Genomic DNA, 18,018 nt, shown 5'->3' on the forward strand with positions numbered 1-18,018 from the left:
GCCCAGGCAACCCTATCCTTCCCGCAACACCGCCAGCGGGCTGGCATTCAGAGCCCGTTGTGTCCCCAGCACCCCAGCCCCACCGACCAGCAGCGCCCCAACCACAGGCAGCACCAGCAACCAAGGATGCGGGCTCCACTGCAGGTCGAACGCATAGCGATACAGCACCAGCGTAATCAACTCGCAGCCGATCGCCGCCAGTGCACCACTGACCGCGCCGAGCAGCCCGAACTCGATGCGCCGGGCCTTGACCAGCAGCGGTCGCGCCGCGCCCAGGGCGCGAAGCAAGGCGCCCTGGCGGACGCGCTCATCCAGCGTCGCCTGCAGGCCGGCGAACAGCACGGCCAGCCCCGCAGCCAGCACGAACAGCAGCACGTACTCCACCGCCAGAGTGACCTGCGCGAGGATGCTGCGCAGCTGCTCCAGCAGGGCATCGACCTGCAGGATGGTGACCGCCGGGAAGGACCGCGACAGGGCTATCACGTCCAGATCATGCCCCGGCGCCAGGTAGAAGCTGGTGAGGTAGGTGGTTGGCAGGCCCTGCAGGGTGCCGGGCTGGAAGATCATGTAGAAGTTCGGCTGGAAACTGTCCCAATGCACGCTGCGCAAGCTGCTCACGCGTGCCTGGCGTTGGTCGCCGCCAATGTCGAAGGTCAGCAGGTCACCCAGTTGCAGCTTCAGACTTGTGGCAAGTTCCGCCTCCACCGAAACCCCCGGGATCTGCTCGGCCGGAGGTGGCGCCTGCCACCACTGGCCTGCCGTCAGGCTGTTGCCCGCGGGCAGGTCGGCCGCCCAGGTAAGGCTCAGGTCGCGCTGCACCGCACGTTCGCCGGCGGTGTCCTTGCTGACGAGCTGCCGTACCGGCTGGCCGTTGATCTGGATGAGCCTGCCGGGCGTCACTGGATACAGCGGTGCCGATGCTGCATTCACTTCATGCAGGCGCTGGGCAAAGGCATCGCGATCATCGGGCAGGATGTTCAGGGCGAAATGATTGGGCGCGTCCTTGGGCAGCTGCGCTTGCCAGGTATCGAGCAGTTCCACGCGCAGCAAGGCCACCAGCGCCATGGCCAGCAGGATGAGACCGAACGCCAGGGCTTGGCCGGCGCCCGCCATGGGGTGGCGCAACAGTTGGCCCAGGCCCAGGCGCCAGGTCAGCGGTGCGCCCGCCAGCAGTCGGCGCAAACTGCGCAGGCCGAGCAGGAGTAGGCCGCCGAGCAACAAGGCCGCCAGCAGGCCGCCGCCGAGCAGGGCGAAGGTCAGCAGCAGGTCAAGGCTCAGGCGCCACATGATCAGGCCCAGTGCGAACAGGGCGGCGCCATACACCAGCCAGCTGCTCGCCGGCACCGGCAGCAGGTCCCGGCGCAGCACGCGCAGCGGCGGCACCTTGCCCAGGGCGGCGATGGGCGGCAGCGCGAATCCGGCCAGGGCGACCAGGCCGGTGGCGATGCCGGCCAGGGCGGGCACGATGCCTGCCGATGGCACCTCGTTGGGCAGCAGGCCTTGCAGCAGACGGAACAGGCCCAGCTGCGCCAGCCAGCCGAGCACGGCGCCGGCCAGTGCGGCGGCCAGGCCGAGCATGGCCAGTTGCAGGCAATACAGGCCCAGTGCCTGGTGGCGCGAGAGCCCCAGGCAGCGCAACAGGGCGCTGGCATCCAGGCGGCGCGCCGCATAGCGGCTGGCCGACAAGGCCACGGCAACCCCTGCCAGCAGCACCGCCACCAGGCTGGCCATGTTCAGGTAGCGTTCGGCCTTGCCCAGGGCACCGCCCACCTGGCGGTTGCCGTCGCGGGTGTCGAGCAGGCGCTGGTTGGCCGCCAGGCCCTTTGTCAGGCCTTGCCGGTACTGGGCCAGGGCCTGGGTATCGCCACGCCACAGGTCACGGTAGCTGACCCGGCTGCCGGGCTGGATCACGCCGGTGGCCTGCAGGTCGGCGAGGTTCATCATGACCCGTGGCGTCAGGCTGTAGAAGTTGTTGGCGCGGTCCGGCTCGTAGGTCAGCACGCGGCTCAAGCGTAGTGTCTTCATGCCGACGTCGATGCTGTCGCCGACCTTCAACCCCAGCGCTGCCAGCAGGCGAGGCTCGACCCAGGCCTCGCCCGCTGCAGGGCCGCCGCCGGGCGATTCCTCTGCGTACGGTGCGGCGGCGCTGCGTACCTGGCCTCGCAAGGGGTAGGCGTGGTCCGTGGCCTTGATGCTCGACAGCTGTATTGCGCTATCACCCCCCACCACGCTGGTGAACTCGACGACCTGGGCGTGGCGCAGTCCAAGTGCCTCGCCGGCCTCGATCTGTTCGGCGCGGGCCGGAGCGCTGCCCTGCAGCACCAGGTCGGCTCCCAGGAACTCGCTGGCGCGCAATTGCATGGCGCCGTTCAGGCGTGCACCGAAGTAGCCGATGGCGGTGCTGGCGGCAACGGCGACCAGCAGTGCGAAGAACAGCACGCGCACTTCGCTGGCGCGGATATCGCGCAGCAGCTGGCGCAGCGCCAGGCCGCAGAGGCGGGACAGCGGCATGTGGTTCATCAGGCCTCCATCGGTGCAACCAGGCGACCTGCATCGAGGCGGATCTGGCGTCGGCAGCGGCGGGCCAGGCGCTCATCGTGGGTGACCAGCACCAAGGTAGTGCCACGTTCCTTGTTCAGCTCGAACAGCAGGTCGCTGATCCGTTCGCCGGTGTGGCTGTCGAGATTGCCGGTGGGCTCGTCGGCGAACAGCACGGCGGGCTGCGCGGCGAAAGCACGGGCAATCGCGACCCGTTGCTGTTCACCGCCCGACAGCTGGCGCGGGGTGTGGCTCAGGCGCTTGCCCAGGCCAACGCGCTCGAGCAGGGTGCGTGCCTGTTCGCGGGCATCGCGGCGGCCGTCCAGCTCCAACGGCAGCATCACGTTTTCCAGCGCGTTGAGGCTGTCGAGCAGCTGGAACGACTGGAACACGAAGCCTACGTGCTCGGCGCGCACCCGGGCGCGCTGGTCTTCGTCCAGCGGGCCCAGGTCATGCCCGGCGAGCACGACCTTGCCGGCGCTCGGGCGATCCAGGCCAGCGAGCAGCCCGAGCAGGGTCGACTTGCCCGAGCCCGAGGCGCCGACGATGGCCAGGCTGTCGCCCTGGGCCAGGTCGAGGGACAGCGCGTGGAGGATGGTCAGGTCGCCTTCCGCGCTGGGGACCACTTTGCTAAGGTGCTGCGCAACGAGAATGCTGGGGCCCATGGAGAATCCGATGCGAGTGTGGTGGTTGAGTGCCGGTCTGGCCCTGTATTGCCTGGCCCAGAGCGCGGTGGCGGGAACGCTGCTGATTGTCGGCGATAGTATCAGCGCCGGTTTTGGCCTGGATACCCGCCAGGGTTGGGTCTCTCTGTTGCAGACCCGGCTCAGGGACGAAGGTTTCGACGACCAGGTGATCAATGCATCGATCAGCGGCGATACCAGCGCAGGCGGTCAGGCTCGCCTGCCGGCGCTGCTTGCGGCGCACAAGCCGAGCCTGGTGGTGCTGGAGCTGGGTGGCAATGATGGGCTGCGCGGGCAGCCGCCGGAGCAATTGCAACAAAATCTTGCTTCGATGATCGAGCGCTCGCGCGCCTCGGGGGCCAAGGTGCTGTTGCTGGGCATGCGCCTGCCGCCCAATTACGGTGTGCGGTACACCACGGCGTTCGCCAAGGTCTACGAGCAGCTGGCGGCGGATGAACAGGTGCCGCTGGTGCCGTTTTTCCTCGAGGGGGTAGGGGGTGTGCCGGAACTGATGCAGGCCGATGGCATACATCCGGCGCAAGGGGCCCAGCAGCGTTTGCTGGAAAATGCCTGGCCGGCGATAAAACCCTTGCTGTGACGCTTTAAACGGGACTGGCTTTCGGCTAATGTTGCGCCCCCCGTTTCGAGAGCCCCCGATGCCGCGCCCTGCCTGGTCCTTGTATGCCTATCAACTGATCGAGCCCGATGAGCAGCTCGACCTGTTCGCTTGCCAGGAAATCCGCGTCCACCTGGTGGCCCGCCAACTCGAGCTTGGCGTGCCGGTCGACCGCACCCTGTGCGGCGGCCTGCTGCCGGCACAGCCCCGTTGGTCCGGCGTGCCCCGCGCGATCTACCGAGACGGTCGGTTGTGCGACCTGTGCCGGGCGATTCTCGATGCCCAGCGGCGCGGAATGCGCCCTATCTGGCCGGAACTCTGAGCGCCTTTCATCATCTGAAACGCTTGTGGGTCGCCAATGCCTCCCGCTCGCATCGGAGCGGGTGTACAATCGATGGTCTTGACCCACCTTTCGAAGGATTTACCGGATGTTGCCGCGCTTTCCCGCCGTCACCCGTTGCCTGACCCTGGCCGCCCTGCTGGTTGCGGGCCCCGCCGTCGCGTTGGAGCTGCCCCTGCCGCCACCCGGTGAAGACATCGTTGGCCAGGTACAGGTGATCAAGGCCAAGTACGAGGACACCTTCGCCGACATCGGCACCGCCAACGACCTTGGCTACCTGGAGATGATCGCCGCCAACCCGGGTGTCGACCCCTGGTTGCCGGGCGCCGGCACCGAAATCATCCTGCCGACCCGCTACATCCTGCCGCCGGGTCCGCGTGAAGGCATCGTCATCAACCTCGCCGAGTACCGCCTGTACTACTTCCCGAAAGGGCAGAACGTGGTGCATACCTTCCCCCTGGGCATCGGTCGTGAAGGGTGGGGCTCGCCTATCGCCAACACCAAGATTACCGCCAGGACGCCGAACCCGACCTGGACGCCGCCTGCCTCGATCCGCAAAGAGCATGCTGCGGACGGCGACATCCTGCCCGCCGTGGTGCCGGCAGGTCCAGACAACCCGCTGGGCCCCTTCAAGTTCACCCTGGGCGTTCCGGGCTACCTGATTCATGGTTCGAACAAGAAGTTCGGTATCGGCATGCGTACCAGCCATGGCTGCTTCCGCATGCTCAACAACAATGTGCTCGAACTTTCGAAGATGGTCCCTGTAGGAACACCGGTGCGCATCATCAACGAGCCTTACAAGTTCGGTATCAGTGCTGGCAAGGTTTATCTGGAAGCGCACACGCCGCTGGACGATCACGGCAACCCGTCGGTGGTCGACAAGCATACGGCGGTGATCAACGCGTTGCTCAAGCGTGAAGACCTCGCCAACAACCTGCGCATGAACTGGGACATGGTGCGTGATGTGGTTGCCGCGGAAGACGGCATGCCTGTCGAGATCGCAGTGCCGGTCAATAACCAGGGCGCGGCACCCATGGTTTCGAGCATCCCGCCAGAACTGCAGTAACGGCTCTAGCGTTACATCAAGGCCTGCCCCCGGCTGAACGTCGAGGGCAGGCCTTGTGCTATCTGCCAGACGCTTTTGCCGAGGCAATAAAAAAGCCGACCCACAAGTGGGTCGGCTCCATAACAATCCGTGAGGATTATTACTTGCGGCTGGCTTTGTCCAGCATACGCAGAGCGCGCTCGTTGGCTTCGTCAGCGGTCTGCTGAGCCTTCTGAGCGGCCGCCAGAGCGTCGTCAGCCTTACGGTAGGCTTCGTCAGCACGGGCTTGAGCGCGAGCTGCTGCGTCTTCAGTCGCAGTCAGACGAGCTTCGGTTTCTTTGGATACGCTGCTGCAACCGGTAGCCAGAACTGCGGCCAGAGCCAGAGCAGAGAATTTCAGAACGTTGTTCATCGTGTTCCCCTTCAAGGACTTTCTATTAAATAGCCATCTCTCGGAAAAGAGAAACTGGCCGGCGTACATAGTACCCATTACTTGTAGTAAGTAAACTGACAGAGCGCAAGAACTGCAAAAAAAATGTTGCTGCAGGTGGCTCCGACAAGATTTGCGGCGCTTTTGTGAAAAAAACGTACAGCGGGCGCAACCGATTGTAGTACAGAAACTTTTTTGTTGAACTAACGGTGACTTTAACTGTCCCTGCTCGTCTTAGCCCTAGAACATCCGGCTGCTGTTGTGCGTCCGGCGGGAGCGGCGCAAAGGCCCGATCCTGCTAAATTTTAACCACCACCACCTTGAGCAATCGCGGTTGCCGCGCCTACTATTTGGGGTGCCCGACCCGGCAGAACCATTGCAATTGGCTTGCGGTCAAAGGGGGCAAAGGTGGCGTAGAGGTTCCTTCGCCGGATAAACCACCATCGGTTAAGGTAAGGGTCTGCCGAAAAGGCCTGCGAGGAGTAGTGATGAATGAAGCGCTGACCATCCACCATGACCAGGCCGGTCATCAGTTCGAGACCAGCGTGGACGGTCATCGTGCCTACCTGACGTACATGGACCTGGGCAAGCAGACGCTGGACATTTATCGCACCTTCGTGCCCAACGCCCTGCGCGGCCGCGGGATCGCTGCCGCGCTGACCGAAAAGGCCCTGGAGTACGCCGACCAGATGGGCTACACGGTGATTCCTTCCTGCTCGTATGTGGAGCGCTACATGGAGCGCCAGCAGCGCCATTCGAGCAAGGCCTGAGTCCTTGAAAAAAAACAGGGCCGCTTCACGTCCCGCGCCGCAAGTCGGCAGAGGGGCGTGAAGCGGCCCTGTTTTTTTTGATCAGCCGCGCTTGCGCTGAGGCAGTACGTCCTTGAGCTTGGCGTGCATGCTGCGCAGGGTTTTCTCGGTGGCCGACCAGTCGATGCAGGCATCGGTGATCGAAACGCCGTACTGCAATTCGTCCAGGTTCTTCGGAATCGACTGGCAGCCCCAGTTCAGGTGGCTCTCGACCATCAGGCCGATGATCGACTGGTTGCCTTCGAGGATCTGGTTGGCGACGTTCTCCATGACCAGAGGTTGCAGTGCCGGGTCCTTGTTGGAGTTGGCGTGGCTGCAGTCGACCATGATGTTCGGCTTGATCTTGGCCTTGGCCAGGTCCTGCTCGCACAGGGCGACGCTGACCGAATCGTAGTTCGGCTTGCCGTTGCCGCCGCGCAGCACCACGTGCCCGTACGGGTTGCCCTTGGTGGTAACGATGGAGACTCCGCCTTCCTGGTTGATGCCGAGGAAGCGGTGCGGTTTGGACACCGATTGCAGGGCGTTGATCGCTACGGTCAGGCCGCCATCGGTACCGTTCTTGAAGCCGACCGCCGAGGACAGGCCCGAGGCCATCTCGCGGTGGGTCTGGGATTCGGTGGTGCGGGCGCCGATGGCCGACCAGCTGATCAGGTCCTGCAGGTACTGCGGGGAAATCGGGTCGAGTGCCTCGGTGGCGGTCGGCAGGCCCTTTTCGGCCAGGTCGAGCAGCAGTTGGCGGCCAATGTGCAAACCGTCTTGGATCTTGAACGAGTCATCCAGGTACGGATCGTTGATCAGGCCTTTCCAGCCGACCGTGGTGCGCGGTTTCTCGAAGTACACGCGCATCACCAGGTAAAGCGTATCGGACACTTCCTCGGCCAACACTTTCAGGCGTTCGGCATATTCGTGCGCGGCCTTGATGTCGTGAATGGAGCACGGGCCGACCACGACGAACAGGCGATGGTCCTTGCCGTCGAGAATGTTGCGCACGACTTGGCGGCCAGCAGTCACGGTCTGCAGGGCCTTGGCGCTGAGGGGGATTTCCTTCTTGAGCTGATCGGGGGTGATCAAGGTCTCGTTGGAGGCAACGTTAAGGTCATCGATCGGTAAATCAGCCATCGTGTTACTCGTCAGGTCACGGGTGCCGGCCGCCAGCAATCCCCGTGCGGCCCAGCAGCAAGAATGTTCGCAGCGGGGAGCCGAACCTTAGCGCGTTACAGGGGGCGCGACAATGGCCTGAGCCTGCTGTAGCAGGGTTTTTCCCTGGGCATTTGGGCCAGTGCTGCTATAGGGTGCGCATAAAGCTGTAATATGTGTAAAAAAAGCGCATCCACAACTATTCAGGAGATCAGCATGACCCCGCGTAAACCGCGCATCGGTATTATCGGCAGTGGCGCCATCGGAGGCTTCTATGGGTTGATGCTGGCTCGTGCGGGTTTCGACGTGCATTTCCTGCTGCGCAGCGAGTATGCCGTGGTCCGTGAGCAGGGCCTGAAACTCGATAGCGCACTGCATGGTGTGCTGCAGTTGCCTGTGCAGGCTTATGTCAGCGCCGCCGACATGCCGGCGTGCGACTGGTTGCTGGTAGGTGCCAAGGCCACCAGCAATGCCGAACTGGCGCCACTGATCGTCAAGGCCGCCGCGGCCGATGCCAGGGTCGTGCTGTTGCAGAACGGCCTTGGTGCCGAGGAGCAGCTGCGGCCAGCCTTGCCCGACAACCTGCACCTGCTCGGTGGCCTGTGTTTCATTTGCGCCAATCGCCAGGGCCCCGGCGAGATCCGTCACCAGGCGCTGGGTGCGGTCAACCTCGGCTATCACAGCGGGCCTGCGGGTGATGGTGGGGCTGCCATCGTCGAAGAAGGCGCCGGATTGTTCCGCGCCGCAGGCATCGATTCCCAGGCAATGGACAGTCTTGCCCAGGCGCGCTGGCAGAAGCTGGTGTGGAACGTGCCCTACAATGGCCTGTCGGTGTTGCTGGGCGCCAGTACCACGCCACTGATGGCCGATGTCGACAGTCGTGGGCTGATCCAGGCCTTGATGGCCGAAGTGGTGCACGGCGCTGCGGCCTGTGGCCATGTGCTGCCGGAAGGCTATGCCGAGCACCTGTTCCGCATCACCGAGAAGATGCCTGACTATTGGCCGAGCATGTATCACGACCATACCGAGCAGCGCCCGCTGGAGCTTCAGGCTATCTATGCCGAGCCGCTGGCACAGGCGCGCGCAGCCGGCTGCAGCCTGCCGCGCATGCAGATGCTCTACCAGTCGCTGGCGTTCATCGACCGCGCCAATCGGGCCGGCTGAAACCTCTGCAAGCCGCGCTGGCAGCGCGCCGGACGGCCAAGCGAGCGTCCGGCGCGCTGCTAAGCTGAAGCTTGCTCTGCCGCAACGGCAGTCGAGGAGGTCGAATGATCCGCTCCATGCTGTACGCCACCGACCTCGGTGTCTACGCCCCTTTTGTCATGCAGCATGCCTTGGCCTTGGCCCGCACCTTCGGTGCGGAGCTGTATGTCATCCACGCAGTGGAACCCATGGGGCAGTTCGCCGAATCGCTCCTGCAAAGCTACCTCGACGAGCAGACCCTGGATGAGTTGCACAGTGAGGGCGTGAACACGGTGATGGCCAACATCGAGCAGCGTGTGTTGGAAAACTTTCGTGATGAGCTGGGCGAAGACGCTGACCTGGCCGTGATCAAGGCAGTGCGGGTACGGCAGGGGGATCCGTCGCAGGTCATCCTTGAGCAGGCGCAGCGGCTGAGTGTCGATCTGCTGATCTTCGGTAGCCATAGCGCCGGGGCCGGGGTGGATGTGCCGCTCGGGCGAACGGCGGTACGGCTGCTTCAGCTGTCACCGGTCCCGGTGTACATGGTGCCGCTTTCGCAGCATCTCGGGCGTAGGAAAACGTGAAGCTGAAAGTGGGGTTGCCGGAAGGGTATGTAACAAAATAGTTCTAGTTTTATTTCGAGAACCACTAATATAGTTATATCTCGTCGCTGCCTGCTGCCGCTGACTTACCGCCGATTCGAGGGAAACCTATGAAGCTTCAACAACTGCGCTACATCTGGGAAGTGGCGCACCATGACCTCAACGTCTCCGCGACGGCGCAGAGTCTGTATACCTCGCAGCCTGGTATCAGCAAGCAGATCCGCCTGCTCGAAGATGAGCTGGGCGTTGAAGTCTTTGCCCGCAGCGGCAAGCACCTGACCCGCGTCACTCCCGCCGGCGAGCGTATCATCAACACCGCTGGCGAGATTCTGCGCAAGGTCGAGAGCATCAAGCAGATCGCCCAGGAATTCTCCAACGAGAAGAAGGGTACGCTGTCCATCGCTACGACCCACACCCAGGCGCGCTATGCATTGCCGCCGGTGATCAGCAGCTTCATCAAGCAGTACCCGGAAGTGGCCTTGCACATGCATCAGGGTTCGCCCATGCAGATCGCCGAAATGGCCGCCGATGGCACCGTCGACTTCGCGATCGCCACCGAGGCGCTGGAGTTGTTCGGCGACCTGATCATGATGCCGTGCTACAAGTGGAATCGCTGCGTGGTGGTGCCGCAGGGCCACCCGCTGGCGAAGCTGCCGAAGCTGACCCTGGAAGCGGTCGCCGAGTACCCGATCGTGACCTACGTGTTCGGCTTCACGGGCCGTTCCAAACTGGACGAGGCCTTCAACCACCGCGGCCTGACGCCGAAGGTGGTGTTCACCGCGGCCGACGCCGACGTGATCAAGACTTACGTGCGCCTGGGCCTGGGCGTGGGCATCGTGGCCAAGATGGCTGTCGACAGCAAGCTCGACAGTGACCTGGTGGCGCTGGATGCCAGCGAGTTGTTCGAGGCCAGCATCACCAAGATCGGCTTCCGCCGCGGCACCTTCCTGCGCGGCTTCATGTGCGACTTCATCGAGAAGTTCGCCCCGCACCTGACCCGTGAAGTGATGGCCAAGGCGATTCAGTGCCATAACAAGCAAGAGCTTGAAGAGCTGTTCGACGGCGTCGAACTGCCGGTGCACTGAAAACTGCTACAAGCTACAAGCTACAAGCTACAAGCTGTAAGCTTCAAGAAAGAGCAGTCCGTACGCGGGCTGCTCTTTTTTCTTGTAGCTTGTAGCTTGCAGCTTGCAGCTTGCAGCTTGCAGCTTGCAGCTGCTCCTCAAGCCTTGCTGATCAGGTTGCCGGCATGCAGCCCGCATTCCTTCTGGGTCGACTCTTCCCACCACCAGCGGCCTTCGCGCTCGTGCTGGTTCGGCAATACCGGGCGTGTGCACGGCTCGCAGCCGATGCTGATGAAGCCGCGCTCGTGCAGGCTGTTGTACGGCAGCTCGAGCATGCGGATGTAGCCCCAGACTTCCTCGCTGGTCATCTGTGCCAGCGGGTTGAACTTGTACAGGGTGTGCTCCGGGGTGGAGAAGGCGCTGTCGATTTCCAGTGCCGCCACCTGGCTGCGGGTGCCGGGGCTCTGGTCGCGGCGCTGGCCGGTGGCCCAGGCGCTGACAGTGGCGAGTTTGCGTCGCAGCGGCTCGATCTTGCGGATGCCGCAGCATTCGCCGTGGCCGTCCTTGTAGAAGCTGAACAGGCCCTTTTCCTTGACGAAGGGATCAAGCTTGGCGCGGTCAGGGCTGAGGATCTCGATAGGCAGGTTGTACTGCTCGCGCACCTGGTCGATGAAGCGGTAGGTCTCCGGGTGCAGGCGACCGGTGTCGAGGCTGAATACCTTGACCTGCTTGTTCAGCTTCCAGGCCATGTCGACCAGCACCACGTCCTCGGCGCCGCTGAAGGAAATCCACAAATCGTCGCCGAAGTGTTCGAAGGCGAGCTTGAGGATGTCCTGCGGGGACTTGTCGGCATAGGTCGCGGCCAGGGCGGCGACGTCGAAGGGTTGGCTCATCAGGCGGTTTCCATCTTGGCTGTGGCGCTGTGCGCTCGTAGTGGGTTGATGGTAACAAAAAATGGCAGGGTAGACGTCCTGGCCTGGGGGCTTTGCAGCGACTGTACTGGCGCTATCGCCGGTACAGGCTACAGCCCCTGCAAGGTCTCCATCAGCACCCGCACCTTGGCGATCGATTCTTCGTATTCCGCCTGCCAGTCCGAATCGCCCACCACCGCGCCGCCACCCCAGCAACTGACCTGCCCATCCTTGACCAGCAGGCTGCGAATGGCGATCGAGCTGTCCATCTCGCCGCGCACATCCACGTACAGCAGCGAGCCGCAATACAGGGCGCGTCGGGTAGGCTCCAGTTCGTCGATGATCTGCATGGCGCGGATTTTCGGCGCGCCCGTGATCGACCCGCCAGGGAAGCTGTCGCCGATCAGGTCCAGCGCATCCTTGTTGGCGGCCAGTTGTCCGGTGATGCTGCTGACCAGGTGATGCACGTTGGGGTAGCTCTCCAGGCTGAACAGCTCCGGCACTTTCACCGAGCCAATCTCGCACGTGCGCCCCAGGTCATTGCGCAGCAGGTCGACGATCATCAGGTTTTCCGAGCGGTCCTTGGGGCTGTGGCGCAGCTCCTCGGCGTTGCGCAGGTCTTCGGCCGGGTCCGCCGAGCGGGGGCGGGTGCCCTTGATCGGCCGGGTTTCCACCTGGCCATGGCTGACGCGGATGAAGCGCTCTGGGGAAAAACTCAGCAGCGCGCTGCCGTCGGCCAGTTGCTGGTAGCCGGAGAAGGGGGTCGGACAGGCCTTGCGCAGCGCCTGGTAGGCGCGCCACGGGTCGCCCAGGCAAGGGGCGCGGAAACGTTGCGTGAGGTTGATCTGGTAGCAGTCGCCGGCCTGGATGTACTGCTGAACGCGATCGAAGGCGGCCTGGTACTCATCGGGTTGCAGATCGCCCTGCATGGGGGCAAGCAACTTGAAGTCACAGACTGCCGTGCTTTCGCTGGGTTCGAACAGGGCGATCAGGCGTTCGCGTTCCGTCCCGGCCAGGCTCGGGTGGAACACCAGCTGGCTGCTGCCGAGCAGGTGGTCGGTGACCATGGCCCAGGCATACAGACCCAGTTGTGCGTCCGGCAGGCCGAGGTCGTCGACAGCCTGGCTGGGCAGGTGCTCCAGGCGGCGGCCGAAGTCATAGCTCAGGTAGCCGATCAGGCCGCCGGCAAAGGGTAGCTCACTGCCCTCGGGTAGCTGCGCCTGTCCCAATTGCCCCAGGCCGTCACGCAGGCGCTGCAGGAAGTTGCGGCCGGCCTCGTCGGGCCGGGCCTGCAACTGCTGCAGCGGCCAGGCGCTGATCAGGTCGAAACGACCGCGCTCGGCACCGGGGCGGGCGCTGTCGAGCAGAATCGCGCCGGGCGCACGGCGCAGTCGGGCGAAGTAGGCGGCTGGGTCGGGCTGGTAGGGCAGGGGGTGGAGCGTACAGGTCGGCATCAGTGTGGACGGCGATGAAAAAGCGAGGAGGGCGATTGTAGACCTGTGTAGGAAAAGCGCCTAGCGCTGGTGCGACATTCAAACATCGCGTTTGACACAATCGCCGGTTTGCCGGCGATTGTGTCATCGCGGTCAGCGCGGCTGCACGTGACCGAACAGTCCCTGCGCCACACGCACGCGCTGTTCGGCATCCTCGGTCACCCCATCCTTGGCCAGCGCCTCGATGTGCGCCTCGATGGCATGGGTGCGCTGGGTCAGCCCGGTGTCGTTGGCGATCTGGATATTCAGGCCGGGACGGGCATTGAGCTCCAGGATCAGCGGCCCCTTGTCCTGGTCCAGCACCATGTCCACGCCGATGTAGCCCAGGCCGCACAGCTCGTAGCAACCGGCTGCCAGTTTCATGAAACCATCCCAGTTCGGCAGTTGCACGCCATCCACCGCGTTGGTGGTGTCCGGGTGCTTGCTGATGATGTTGTTCAGCCAGGTGCCGCGCAGGGTCACGCCGGTTGCCAGGTCAACGCCGACACCGATGGCGCCCTGGTGCAGGTTGGCCTTGCCGCCCGACTGGCGGGTCGGCAGGCGCAGCATGGCCATGACCGGGTAGCCCATCAGCACGATGATACGGATGTCCGGCACGCCTTCGTAGCTGATGCTCTTGAAGATCTGGTCCGGGGTGACCCGGTACTCGATCAGCGCGCGGTCGCGGTGCCCGCCGAGCGAGTACAGGCCAGTGAGGATGCTCGAGACCTGATGCTCGATTTCCTCGTGGCTGATGATCTTGCCCGACACGGTGCGATAGCGGTCCTCGAAGCGGTCGGCGATGACCAGGATGCCGTCGCCGCCGGCGCCCTGCGCCGGCTTGATGACGAAGTCGTTGCGTGCGCCGATGATCTCGTGAAGCTTTTCGATCTGCTTTTCGGTCTCGATGATGCCGTACATCTCCGGCACATGGATGCCGGCGGCGAGCGCGCGCTCCTTGGTGATGATCTTGTCGTCGACGATCGGGTACAGGTGGCGCTTGTTGTACTTCAGGACGTAGTCCGCGTTGCGCCGGTTGATACCCATGATGCCCCGGGCCTCCAGGGCTTTCCAGGTCTTGATCAGGCCGAACATCAGGCGTCAGCCTTATTCACGAATGCCTTGAAGCGAACGAGCTCGGTCAGGCGGTAGCCGCGGTAGCGACCCATCGCCAGCATGAAGCCCACCAGGATCAGCAGCACTGCCGGGAAGGTGAAGACGAAGTACACCAGCTCCGGCACCATCATCAGCAGGTGCGCGAGCGACGCGGCGAACAGGGTGCCGATGGCCACTTTCATGGCATGGCCGCCACCGCGCTCTTCCCAGGTGATCGACAGGCGTTCGATGGTCATGGTCAGGATCACCATCGGGAACAGCGCCACCGACAGGCCCCGCTCCAGGCCCAGCTTGTGGCTGAACAGGCTGATGGCGGCAATCAGCACCACGACGAAGGTCAGTACCACCGACAGGCGTGGCAGCATCTGCAGCTTCAGGTGCTCCAGGTACGAGCGCAGCGACAGCCCCAGCGCGGTGATCACCGTGAACAGCACGATGCCGAAGCCCAGCTGGGTTTCACGGAAGGCCAGGGCGATCAGTACCGGGGTGAAGGTACCCAGGGTCTGGATGCCGATCAGGTTGCGCAGGACCAGGATCACCAGCACGCCGATCGGGATCATCACCATGATCATGAAGGTCTGCTGGGTCTGCAGCGGCAGGCCGTACAGCGAGTACTCGAGGAAGTCGGCGTCGGTGTTCTCGTCGGTCAGCTTGGCCAGGCGGATGGCGTTCATCTCGCTGTTGTTCATGCTGAAGGTGACGTTGGCCTTCTTGCCACCATCGACGGTGATCAGGTTGTCGTCACCGGTCCACCACAGCAGGCGGTCGCTCGGCAGGCCCTGTTCGCCGGTGTCCGGGTTGAAGTACAGCCAGTCGGTGCCGTTGAAGCTGCGCAGCCACAGCTCAGGGGTCTGCGGGGTGTCGGCGACCAGGCGGATGGTGTGCACCTTCTCCATCGGCACGTGGGCGATGGACAGCAGCAGGTCGATGACCTGGGCTTTCTTCAAGGACGAAGTGTCGCCGGCCAGCAGCAGCTTGACGTTGTCGTCGTTGAGGTTATTGACCCGCTTGATGGTTTCGCTGACGAAGGTCTCGACGTCGGCCGAATGCTGGCGGATCGGCGCCATCAGGGCTTCGGCGGCAATCTTCTCGGGGCCCTCGACCGCCAGGCTGTCACGGAAGGTCGCACCCTTGATGGTGGTCTTTTCGTTGCTGTAGCGCTTGGTCAGCACCAGGCGGTAGTACAGGGTCTGGTTGCCGCTGGCGCGGCGGGCCGACCAGGTCACCTTGCGGTTGCCGTCGGCGCGGTTGACGCTGACCCCATAATTGTTGGAGATGAAGCTCTCGTTGAGGCTGACATAGTCGCGGTTCAGCGGCGGCACGAACATCTGCACCTTGACCGGGTCCTTGGTGCTGGCGACGAATTCGACCTTGGCGTCGATGTTCCACAGGTCGTCGGTTTCATCCTCGGTCACCGGGATGCCGAGGAAGAAGATCTGATAAGCCGTGACCGCCACGCCCAGCAACACCAGGACGGTGATCAGGACTTTCAGATGGAGGGTAAGAGAGCGCATCGGGATTACTCTGCTTTGGGAGCTTCGGTGGCACAGGCAGGTTTGCCGGCCGCGTATTTAAGGCTTGGGTCGACCAGCGCGTCGAAGTGCTTGAGCGCCTCGGAGCCGATCAGCAGCGGGAACTGGAACGCGCTGCGGTCGGTGAGGTTGACTTCGATGGTGCGCCGGGCCTGGCCCATGCAGATGTCGAGTTCGATGACCGGGCGGGCGGTGTAGGCCTTGCCTGACTCTGCATCATAGTCGCCTGCCCGGCGCTTGATCTTGCTCACCCGGGCCAGCGGGCGCTCGATCGGGTGCGAATGGGCGGCGTCGATGGCCAGGTAGAAGCGCACCCAGCTTTCACCGTTGCGCTTGAAACGCTTGATGTCGCGGGCGCTCAGGGAGGCGGTCTTGGCGCCGGTGTCGAGCTTGGCGGCCACCTCGAGGTCGAGGTCGCCAAGGCTGGCGTATTCGTTCAGGCCGTAAACGGTCTTGCCTGCCGCCTGGCCAAAGGCCGGCAGCAGGGTCAGGCATAACAGCATTAAGGCGGGTGTAAGTCTCATAATCCTGGTGCGGTGCTGTGCAGGGTTCGGGGCAAGGCGACTGGCAACGGTTGCGCAAGCTTCCTCGTTAACTGTCAACAACATGAATTGATGACAAACACACTATCCATACTTCGGCGGCGCGGCATTCTATCACGACGATGGCTTGACGCCAGCGCATCGCGATCTGACAGCGCATCGGCTGTGTAAGTTCGTTCTTAGACGATTGTCGACAATATTCATTTTGTCTTTGACTGTCGAAGCTGAATTCGCTAATTTCTGCCCCAGTGATTAGCAAGGTGTCGACAATATGCTGGACCTCAGCGCCCCAAGCCCCGCACCCACAGACGAAACGGAAACCTTGTCCGAGAACGTCTTCCGGCGTATCCAGGCGGCCATCGTCAAAGGTGAGATCGCCCCGGGCAGCAAGATCTCCGAGCCTGAACTGGCGCGCACCTACGGCATCAGCCGCGGCCCGCTGCGCGAGGCCATTCACCGCCTCGAAGGCCAGCGCCTGCTGGTGCGGGTGCCGCATGTCGGGGCGCGGGTGGTTTCGCTCAATCATTCTGAGCTGATCGAACTGTACGAAATCCGCGAGTCGCTCGAAGGCATGGCCTGCCGCCTGGCTGCCGAGCGCATGAGCCAGGCCGACATCGAGGAATTGCGCCGGGTGCTCGACACCCATGAGCGCGACGCCGCGTTCCAGGCCGGGCGGGGCTACTACCAGCAGGAAGGCGACTACGACTTCCACTACCGGATCATTCAGGGTAGCGGCAACCAGACCTTGGTCAAGATGCTTTGCGGCGAGCTGTACCAGCTGGTGCGCATGTACCGGATCCAGTTCTCCGCCACGCCCAATCGGCCACGCCAGGCCTTTTCCGAACACCACCGCATTCTCGATGCCATCGCCGACCGTGACGGCGAGTTGGCCGAACTCCTGATGCGCCGTCACATCGGTGCATCCAAGCGCAATATCGAGCGTCACTATCTGGACGCTCAGAACAACAGCCCACGAGGTGAGAAATGAGTGTGAAGACCCCCGGTCAGCGTTTCCGCGATGCCGTTGCCGCTGAACATCCACTGCAAGTGGTTGGTGCCATCAACGCCAACCACGCCCTGCTGGCCAAGCGCGCCGGCTTCAAGGCCATCTACCTCTCCGGTGGCGGTGTCGCCGCCGGCTCCCTGGGCCTGCCTGACCTGGGCATCACTGGTCTGGACGACGTCCTGACCGACGTGCGCCGCATCACCGATGTCTGCGACCTGCCGCTGCTGGTGGATGTCGACACCGGCTTCGGTGCCTCGGCCTTCAACGTTGCCCGCACCGTGCGCTCGATGTGCAAGTTCGGTGCTGCCGCCATCCATATCGAGGACCAGGTCGGCGCCAAGCGCTGTGGCCACCGCCCGAACAAGGAGATCGTCACCCAGCAGGAGATGGTCGACCGTATCAAGGCTGCAGTCGATGCCCGTACCGACGACAGTTTCGTGATCATGGCGCGTACCGATGCCCTGGCCGTCGAAGGCCTGAACGCCGCACTGGATCGTGCCGCCGCCTGCATCGAAGCCGGCGCTGACATGATCTTCCCTGAAGCCATCACCGAACTGCAGATGTACAAGACCTTCGCTGACCGCGTGAAGGCGCCGATCCTGGCCAACATCACTGAGTTCGGTGCCACCCCGCTGTACACCACCCAGGAGCTCGCCGAGGTCGACGTATCGCTGGTGCTGTACCCGCTGTCGGCATTCCGCGCGATGAACAAGGCGGCCGAGAACGTCTACACCGCGCTGCGCCGTGACGGCACCCAGAAGAACGTGGTCGACACCATGCAGACTCGCATGGAGCTCTACGATGCCATCGGCTACCACGCCTTTGAGCAGAGCCTGGATGCGTTGTTCGCGCAGAAGAAAGGCTGAGCCTGTGCTGGCCTCATCGCCGGCAAGCCGGCTCCCACAGGTGCAGGAGCCGGCTTGCCGGCGATAGGGCCGGACACGACACCCCGAATTAGCTTGAAAGATTCCATAACAAATTCAAGAAAGGAGA

At 63.4% G+C, this 18,018-nt stretch carries 18 protein-coding genes; 9 read left to right on the top strand and 9 right to left on the bottom strand.

Annotated elements, in window-relative coordinates; genetic code table 11:
• Positions 1 to 12 precede the first annotated feature (12 nt).
• Both PPL01S_RS10215 and PPL01S_RS10220 read right to left on the bottom strand, forming a co-directional pair.
• The gene (locus PPL01S_RS10215; RefSeq protein ID WP_028625637.1) at positions 13 to 2,520 is read right to left on the bottom strand and encodes an ABC transporter permease; all 2,508 of its coding nucleotides are present in this window, start codon (positions 2,518 to 2,520) and stop codon (positions 13 to 15) included.
• On the bottom strand, positions 2,520 to 3,203 hold the full coding sequence (locus PPL01S_RS10220) for an ABC transporter ATP-binding protein (protein WP_028625636.1): 684 nt from the start codon (positions 3,201 to 3,203) through the stop codon (positions 2,520 to 2,522). The genes PPL01S_RS10215 and PPL01S_RS10220 overlap by 1 nt, the downstream gene beginning before the upstream one ends.
• Before the next feature lie 10 nt (positions 3,204 to 3,213).
• On the opposite strand from PPL01S_RS10220, the gene PPL01S_RS10225 reads away from it, so the two are divergent.
• The 3 genes from PPL01S_RS10225 to PPL01S_RS10235 all read left to right on the top strand — a co-directional run bounded on the left by PPL01S_RS10225 (position 3,214) and on the right by PPL01S_RS10235 (position 5,243).
• Positions 3,214 to 3,819: an arylesterase gene (locus PPL01S_RS10225; protein WP_016394407.1), complete on the top strand. Its 606-nt coding sequence runs from the start codon at positions 3,214 to 3,216 to the stop codon at positions 3,817 to 3,819.
• A gap of 58 nt (positions 3,820 to 3,877) precedes the next feature.
• A complete protein-coding gene (locus PPL01S_RS10230) occupies positions 3,878 to 4,159 on the top strand; it encodes a hypothetical protein (RefSeq protein ID WP_016394406.1) in 282 nt (93 codons plus the stop codon).
• Positions 4,160 to 4,265: 106 nt separating this feature from the next.
• Entirely contained in the window at positions 4,266 to 5,243 is a 978-nt protein-coding gene (locus PPL01S_RS10235; protein ID WP_016394405.1) for a L,D-transpeptidase family protein, read from the top strand.
• A gap of 139 nt (positions 5,244 to 5,382) precedes the next feature.
• On the opposite strand, the gene oprI is transcribed toward PPL01S_RS10235, so the two are convergent.
• On the bottom strand, positions 5,383 to 5,634 hold the full coding sequence (gene oprI, locus PPL01S_RS10240) for an outer membrane lipoprotei OprI (RefSeq protein ID WP_003259780.1): 252 nt from the start codon (positions 5,632 to 5,634) through the stop codon (positions 5,383 to 5,385).
• A gap of 506 nt (positions 5,635 to 6,140) precedes the next feature.
• On the opposite strand from oprI, the gene PPL01S_RS10245 reads away from it, so the two are divergent.
• Entirely contained in the window at positions 6,141 to 6,422 is a 282-nt protein-coding gene (locus PPL01S_RS10245) for a GNAT family N-acetyltransferase (protein ID WP_016394404.1), read from the top strand.
• An 81-nt stretch (positions 6,423 to 6,503) separates the two neighbouring features.
• Here PPL01S_RS10245 and PPL01S_RS10250 read toward each other — a convergent pair whose 3' ends face one another.
• Complete coding sequence (locus PPL01S_RS10250) at positions 6,504 to 7,580, bottom strand: 3-deoxy-7-phosphoheptulonate synthase (RefSeq protein ID WP_016394403.1); 1,077 nt, start codon at positions 7,578 to 7,580, stop codon at positions 6,504 to 6,506.
• A 234-nt stretch (positions 7,581 to 7,814) separates the two neighbouring features.
• On the opposite strand from PPL01S_RS10250, the gene PPL01S_RS10255 reads away from it, so the two are divergent.
• The 3 genes from PPL01S_RS10255 to cysB all read left to right on the top strand — a co-directional run bounded on the left by PPL01S_RS10255 (position 7,815) and on the right by cysB (position 10,467).
• The gene (locus PPL01S_RS10255) at positions 7,815 to 8,762 is read left to right on the top strand and encodes a putative 2-dehydropantoate 2-reductase (protein WP_028625635.1); all 948 of its coding nucleotides are present in this window, start codon (positions 7,815 to 7,817) and stop codon (positions 8,760 to 8,762) included.
• Positions 8,763 to 8,866: 104 nt separating this feature from the next.
• Positions 8,867 to 9,364, top strand: a complete 498-nt coding sequence (locus PPL01S_RS10260) for a universal stress protein (RefSeq protein ID WP_016394401.1) — start codon at positions 8,867 to 8,869, stop codon at positions 9,362 to 9,364.
• 128 nt (positions 9,365 to 9,492) lie between these two features.
• Positions 9,493 to 10,467, top strand: a complete 975-nt coding sequence (gene cysB / locus PPL01S_RS10265) for an HTH-type transcriptional regulator CysB (protein ID WP_016394400.1) — start codon at positions 9,493 to 9,495, stop codon at positions 10,465 to 10,467.
• Positions 10,468 to 10,604: 137 nt separating this feature from the next.
• On the opposite strand, the gene PPL01S_RS10270 is transcribed toward cysB, so the two are convergent.
• The 5 genes from PPL01S_RS10270 to rloA form a co-directional block, all read right to left on the bottom strand.
• Positions 10,605 to 11,339 (bottom strand): phosphoadenylyl-sulfate reductase, encoded by a 735-nt coding sequence (locus tag PPL01S_RS10270; protein ID WP_016394399.1) that lies wholly within the window; start codon positions 11,337 to 11,339, stop codon positions 10,605 to 10,607.
• Positions 11,340 to 11,467: 128 nt separating this feature from the next.
• Positions 11,468 to 12,811 (bottom strand): aminodeoxychorismate synthase component I, encoded by a 1,344-nt coding sequence (gene pabB, locus PPL01S_RS10275; RefSeq protein ID WP_016394398.1) that lies wholly within the window; start codon positions 12,809 to 12,811, stop codon positions 11,468 to 11,470.
• Positions 12,812 to 12,943: 132 nt separating this feature from the next.
• Positions 12,944 to 13,924 (bottom strand): alpha-L-glutamate ligase-like protein, encoded by a 981-nt coding sequence (locus PPL01S_RS10280; RefSeq protein ID WP_016394397.1) that lies wholly within the window; start codon positions 13,922 to 13,924, stop codon positions 12,944 to 12,946.
• Positions 13,924 to 15,459: an osmotic stress tolerance membrane protein RloB gene (rloB, locus tag PPL01S_RS10285; protein WP_016394396.1), complete on the bottom strand. Its 1,536-nt coding sequence runs from the start codon at positions 15,457 to 15,459 to the stop codon at positions 13,924 to 13,926. The genes PPL01S_RS10280 and rloB overlap by 1 nt, the downstream gene beginning before the upstream one ends.
• Positions 15,460 to 15,464: 5 nt before the next feature.
• Positions 15,465 to 16,001: a retropepsin-like aspartic peptidase RloA gene (gene rloA / locus PPL01S_RS10290; protein ID WP_028625634.1), complete on the bottom strand. Its 537-nt coding sequence runs from the start codon at positions 15,999 to 16,001 to the stop codon at positions 15,465 to 15,467.
• Positions 16,002 to 16,290: 289 nt separating this feature from the next.
• Here rloA and PPL01S_RS10295 point away from each other — a divergent pair, with 289 nt between their 5' ends.
• Positions 16,291 to 17,007 carry a GntR family transcriptional regulator gene (locus PPL01S_RS10295; protein ID WP_016394394.1) on the top strand — a complete coding sequence of 239 codons (717 nt, stop codon included), beginning with the start codon at positions 16,291 to 16,293 and terminating at the stop codon, positions 17,005 to 17,007.
• Positions 17,004 to 17,891: a methylisocitrate lyase gene (gene prpB, locus PPL01S_RS10300; protein WP_016394393.1), complete on the top strand. Its 888-nt coding sequence runs from the start codon at positions 17,004 to 17,006 to the stop codon at positions 17,889 to 17,891. Before PPL01S_RS10295 ends, prpB begins: the two co-directional genes overlap by 4 nt.
• Positions 17,892 to 18,018: the final 127 nt, after the last annotated feature.

The sequence above is a fragment of the Pseudomonas plecoglossicida NBRC 103162 = DSM 15088 genome (assembly GCF_000730665.1).
Classification (GTDB): domain Bacteria; phylum Pseudomonadota; class Gammaproteobacteria; order Pseudomonadales; family Pseudomonadaceae; genus Aquipseudomonas; species Aquipseudomonas plecoglossicida.